Source organism: Arenimonas malthae CC-JY-1 (genome assembly GCF_000747075.1).
Taxonomy (GTDB): Bacteria; Pseudomonadota; Gammaproteobacteria; order Xanthomonadales; family Xanthomonadaceae; genus Arenimonas; species Arenimonas malthae.
The window spans coordinates 1-3,768 of record NZ_AVCH01000075.1; the positions used below are offsets into that span (position 1 = coordinate 1).

A 3,768-nucleotide genomic window follows, 5' to 3' on the forward strand; every position below is an offset into this window, starting at 1 on the left:
CTTCCTGGGCGGCGCGCTGGGCGGCGGCTTCGGCTTCGCGCTCGCGCTGGGCCAGGCGCTCGGCCTCGGCCTCGGCGCGCTCGGCGACGCCGGCGCGGCCCTTGGCGATCGAGTCCTTGATGCGCGGCAGGGCCGGGGTCTGGGCGTCGGTACGCTCGATCAGCGAGCGCAGGCGCTCGGCTTCGACGAAGTCCTCGCGGCCGATGGCCTGCTCGGCGGCGATGATGGCGTAGGGCATCAGGTCGATGAGCGCGCTCTCGGCGGACGCATCGGGCTTGTCGGTCTTCTGGCGCAGGGCCAGGTAGTACTCCATGGCGTTGTCGCCGGCCGGCGCGTACAGGCGCTGTTCGCGCAGGGCCTGGCTGCCGCGGCTGCGCAGTTCGTCGGCGCCCAGGGCGGCCAGGGCGGCCTCGGCGGCCTGCGCGGCTTCCTGCGCGGCCACTTCCTCGGCGCTGGGGCCGCCCGCGGGGGCGGCGGCGGCCGGCTTCTCGGCGTCGGCGGCGGCGGGCGCGGCCTCTTCCTTGGAGCAGGCGGCCAGGCTCAGGCCCAGGGCCAGGGCAATGCCCCAGCGCAAGGCGCGGGAGGAGGCGGGCGTGGAAACGGTCATCGGTGATCCCCTGAAAATGAACAAACCATGACGTTCAGCACATAAGAGTTTGGCCGGTTTGTCAAGGCGGAGTCGTTTCGGGCTGCGACCTGGCGCACGTTTTGCCGGGGCGGGCCGACGCGCGGTTGCCCGGTCTCACTTGCCTATGCAGAAGTCGCCGAAGATGCGGCCGAGCAGGGCGTCGGCGTCCACGGTGCCGGTGATTTCGCCCAGGGCGTCCTGCGCCCGGCGCAGTTCCTCGGCAGCGAGCTCGCCGGCGCCATGGTGCAGCTGGGCGGCGGCCTGGGCCAGCAGGGCGTCGGCGCGGGCCAGGGCGTCCACGTGGCGGGCGCGGGCGCTGAAGGCACCCTCGCTGCCCTCGCCCAGCCCTGCGGCTTCGCGCAGGCGCTGGCGGAGCGCGTCCAGGCCCTCGCCGGTGCGCGCCGACAGCCACAGGTGTTCGCCGTCGGGCCGGCGCTCGGCGTGGGCGGCGGCGCCGCTGAGGTCGGCCTTGTTGTGCAGCCACAGCACCGGGACGCCGGCGGGCAGCGGCAGCTCGGGGACCGGCGCCTGGTCGTCGAGCACCGCCAGCACCAGGTCGGCGCGCGCGAGTTCGGCGCGGGCGCGGCGGATGCCCTCCTGTTCCACGACGTCCGGCGCCTCGCGCAGGCCGGCGGTGTCCACCAGGGTGAGCTCGATGCCGTCCACGCGCACCCGTTCGCGCAGCACGTCGCGGGTGGTGCCGGCGATGTCGGTGACGATGGCGCGGTCTTCGCCGGCCAGCGCGTTGAGCAGCGATGACTTCCCGGCATTGGGCGCGCCGGCGATGACCACGTGCAGGCCGTCCACCAGGCGCTGGCCGCGGCCGGCGGCGGCGCGCAGGGCGGCCAGGTCGGCGGCGACGTCGTGCAGGCGGCGGCGCAGTTCCGGCGCGGCCAGGAAATCGACTTCCTCCTCGGGGAAATCAAGCGCGGCCTCCACCCACACGCGCAGCGCGGTCAGGCCTTCCACCACCGCGTGCACGCGCCGCGAGAATTCGCCGTCGAGCGAGCGCCGCGCGGCGCGCACGGCGGCTTCGCTGCCGGCGCTGATGAGGTCGGCCACGGCCTCGGCCTGGGCCAGGTCGAGCCGGCCTTCCAGGAAGGCACGCTCGGTGAACTCGCCCGGCCGCGCCGGCCGCGCGCCCAGGTCCAGGCAGCGGCGCAGCAGTCGCGCGAGCAGCAGCGGGCTGCCGTGGCCCTGCAGTTCCAGCACGTCTTCGCCGGTGTAGGACTGCGGCGCGGGGAAGTGGATCAGCAGGCCGTCGTCGATCACTTCGCCGTCGCCGTCGCGGAAGCGCAGGTAATGCGCATGCCTCGGTTCCGGCGGGCGCCCCAGCAGCGTGGCCGCGATGGCCCGGCAGCCCGGCCCGCTCACCCGCACGATGCCCACGCCCGCCGCACCGGCCGCCGTCGCAATCGCCGCAATCGTTTCGCGCTGGGTCATCTGTTTATTTAGCCACGGATTCACGCGGAAGGACGCGGACAGGGCAAAAGCCTTCTACAAAAAAGAAGGGCGGCCTCACGGGCCGCCCTTCCGGGAAACATCGCAGACTTCAAGAACGCGCTATCCGCGTCCTTCCGCGCAGATCCGTGGCAAAGGATTACTTCGCCACGGCCGGGGTGGTGCCGGGCTTGTCGCCGTGGCGCTTGGTGATGATCCACTGCTGCAGCAGGCCCAGGATGCCGTTGGTGCACCAGTACAGCACCAGGCCCGAGGGGAAGAAGGCCATCATCACGCCGAAGACGAGCGGCATGGCCGTCATCATCTTCTTCTGCATCGGGTCCATGCCCGGCGTCGGCGTCATCTTCTGGGTGAGGTACATCACCGCCAGGTTGATCGCCGGCAGGATGAAGTACGGGTCCGGCGCGGTCAGGTTCTGGATCCAGCCGATCCAGGGCGCCTGGCGCATTTCCACCGACTCGAGCAGCATCCAGTACAGCGCGATGAAGACCGGGATGGTCACCAGGATCGGCAGGCAGCCGGCGGCCGGGTTGACCTTCTCCTTCTTGTAGAGCTCCATCATCGCCATCTGGAACTTCTGCTTGTCGTCGCCGTAGCGCTCCTTGAGCGCTTCGATGCGCGGCTGGATGGCGCGCATCTTGGCGAAGCTGCGGTACTGCTTGGCCGACAGCCAGTACAGCGCGATCTTGATCGCCAGCACCGTCAGGATGATCGCCCAGCCCCAGTTGCCGGTGAGGTCGTGCAGGGGCTTGAGCACGTAGTCGAACATCGGCTGCGCGAGGAAGGTGAAGATGCCGTAGTCGAGCGTGAGCTTCAGGCCCGGCGCCACCGCTTCCAGCTGCTCCTGCAGCTTCGGGCCGACCCAGAGCGTGGCCTCGCGGGTGGTGCTGGTGCCCGGCGCCACTTCGAAGGGCGCGCCAACGCTGCGCACCAGGTAACGCGGCGTGCCCTCGCCCAGCGTCGCCAGCGAGAAGCGCTGGGGCTCGGCGCCGGACGGCACCCAGGCCACCAGGAAGTGGTGCTGGAGCAGCGCGATCCAGCCGCCGGTGGCGTCCTTGTTGAGCGGGCCGTCTTCGGCGAAGTCGGCGAACTTGCGCTTGTCGAACTTGTCCTCGGGGCTGTACCAGGCCGCGCCGACGAAGCTGTAGGCCTCGGGGTTGGTCAGTCCGGAGGTGCGCGAAGCGGCCGGCGGCGGCACGCGCTGCAGCTGCTGGTAACCGTAGCCGCGCCAGGCGCTGGCGCCCTCGTTGCGGATTTCTTCGCGCAGGCGCAGCGCATAGCTGCCGCGGTCGAACACGAAGGTCTTGCGCACCGTCATGCCCGTGGCCGGGTCGGTCCACAGCAGCGGCAGTTCGAGCGACGCCTGGCCATCGGCCAGCGAGTAGTCGTTGCGGCCGTCCTCGGTGCGGAACAGCGCCTCGTGGCTGGGCGCGGTGCCGGTGGTGGCGACCAGGCCGGACTGCGCGACCGAGAAGCGGGCCGGGTCGGCGTCGAACAGGCGGACCTTGCGCTCGGGCTGGTCCTTGGTGACCGGGTAGTCGAGCAGCTCGGCGCCCACCAGGGTGCCGCCGCGCAGGTCGATGCGCAGGTCGAGCACGTCGGTGCGCACCCGCACCAGGCCACCGGTGGCGGCGGTGGCCGCCGGGGCGGCCGGCGCGTCGGTGGCGGCGTCGGGCAGG

2 protein-coding genes and 1 pseudogene are annotated in these 3,768 nt (G+C 71.8%); all 3 read right to left on the reverse strand.

All coding sequences use genetic code 11. The features are described from left to right. Positions 1-607: pseudogene (locus N790_RS04550) on the reverse strand (energy transducer TonB); the annotation flags it as partial. Between the two features lie 135 nt (positions 608-742). Beyond that, the gene (gene mnmE / locus N790_RS04555; protein WP_043801344.1) at positions 743-2,071 is read right to left on the reverse strand and encodes a tRNA uridine-5-carboxymethylaminomethyl(34) synthesis GTPase MnmE; all 1,329 of its coding nucleotides are present in this window, start codon (positions 2,069-2,071) and stop codon (positions 743-745) included. Between the two features lie 157 nt (positions 2,072-2,228). Beyond that, positions 2,229-3,768, reverse strand: a 1,540-nt coding sequence (yidC, locus tag N790_RS04560; protein WP_052385683.1) for a membrane protein insertase YidC, incomplete at its 5' end; no start/stop codon positions are given.

Coding starts and splice junctions, on each gene's coding strand:
- mnmE (WP_043801344.1), bottom strand. CDS start 2,071: ATGACCCAGCGCGAAACGATTGCGGCGATTGCGACGGCGGCCGGTGCG.